The organism is uncultured Campylobacter sp. (assembly GCF_937997465.1).
Classification (GTDB): domain Bacteria; phylum Campylobacterota; class Campylobacteria; order Campylobacterales; family Campylobacteraceae; genus Campylobacter_A.
This window is the reverse complement of record NZ_CALKTQ010000040.1, coordinates 1-1280: the sequence shown is the minus strand read 5'-3', so window position 1 is coordinate 1280 and position 1280 is coordinate 1. Positions and strand designations below refer to the sequence as shown.

General features: G+C 34.1%; 2 protein-coding genes and 1 pseudogene. 1 reads left to right on the top strand and 2 read right to left on the bottom strand.

Features of this window, described 5'->3' with window-relative positions; translation table 11 throughout:
* Window positions 1-462: 462 nt before the first annotated feature.
* Together Q0546_RS01170 and Q0546_RS01165 are read right to left on the bottom strand one after the other, a co-directional pair.
* Window positions 463-711, bottom strand: a complete 249-nt coding sequence (locus Q0546_RS01170) for a type II toxin-antitoxin system RelE/ParE family toxin (protein ID WP_298789790.1) — start codon at window positions 709-711, stop codon at window positions 463-465.
* On the bottom strand, window positions 704-967 hold the full coding sequence (locus Q0546_RS01165; protein ID WP_298789788.1) for a type II toxin-antitoxin system prevent-host-death family antitoxin: 264 nt from the start codon (window positions 965-967) through the stop codon (window positions 704-706). Before Q0546_RS01165 ends, Q0546_RS01170 begins: the two co-directional genes overlap by 8 nt.
* 202 nt (window positions 968-1169) lie before the next feature.
* Here Q0546_RS01165 and Q0546_RS01160 point away from each other — a divergent pair.
* Window positions 1170-1280 (top strand): annotated as a pseudogene (locus tag Q0546_RS01160) (IS1595 family transposase); the annotation flags it as partial.

Sequence of the window (1280 nt, the reverse complement as noted above, 5' to 3'; positions counted from 1 at the left end):
TAGAAGTTGTTGCGCATAGACTCGATAGCTTGCATATCTATTCTATCAAAGGCTATACCGATACTTACGCCTTGCAAGGATAGTTTTTTGTAGGTTTTCTCTAAATTTAGAGAATAGCGTAGTGCTAAAAAACATCTGAATATTGACCGGATATCCACAATACTTTAAGATACGCTAAACTAATGCTAGATAGCGAAAGAGAGATTGTGGAGGCTTTGTAGAGTGGGTTTTATAGATACGGCGAAATTTATATCCCAAAAGATAGGCTCGCTTATCCAAGTAAATTCCGTAAAAAAACTAACAAAGCGGATAAAAGGAGTGGAAAAATTATGAGCTTTGCCGGTTCTCAAAGCGGAGCTTTTGCAAATACGATAGCTAGCGACTTGATAAAAAAGTAAGGCTTTTGGGACACAAAAGTATTGGCTTACAATGCCTTTTGGTTACAAAATGCTAGGTGTATATCTAACCGTAACTATAATCTATAGTATAGTTTTCTACAAAAAGCTGCCTATAACCGGCATTAGCATATCTGCCTATTTTTCTAGTAGCCCCACGGTATGGCATCTCATCCAAGCTAAGTATGGCGATCTCGATCTCGTTTACTAAATTTATCGTGGCGGCAGGATTAGATAAATTTGTAGCTATATACTTATATATACCGTCTAATTCCTCGTAGGCCTGAGGTGAAATTTTAACCCTATAACTACTCAAAATATTTTCCGCTAAGAGATTTTAAGGCATCTTTAGCATCTAGCAAAGATCCCTCGTCTTTAATCTTAGCTTCAGACGACGATATGGCATTATCGATATCTGATATCTTTGTTAAAGACTCGTATGTCTTCATACTCATAACCACTAGATCGCCGTATCCATTTTTTGTAACAAATATCGGCTCGTCCTTAGCATGACAAAGTTGAGAAATTTCATTCGTATTTCTTAAATCTCTTATAGGTACTATATGCGGCATGGACTCTCCTTTAATTTAGCATTATTGTAGTATAATTGTAGGCATATTATTTTAGTGGATAAAAGAGTTTAAATCTTTTATCCATTAAAAACAAAATTTAATCCAAAAATATCAAGCCTGGATTAAAAACTTTCAAAGGAAAGTTTTTCAAAGAGAGTGCGTCTTATAAGTAGTTAACGAAGCATAGCTAAGCACAAGAACTATGATTTTATCAATGGAAAATAAGTATATAAATCGTTCGCAAATTTCAGAGAAGAAATTTAGAGAGATTTTATGGTATTTTTTATCTGATATAGAAGTTATAAAAATAGTA

Bases quoted from the DNA above. Each gene is read 5' to 3' on its own strand.
- Q0546_RS01165 (WP_298789788.1), bottom strand. From the start codon at position 967: ATGCCGCATATAGTACCTATAAGAGATTTAAGAAATACGAATGAAATT.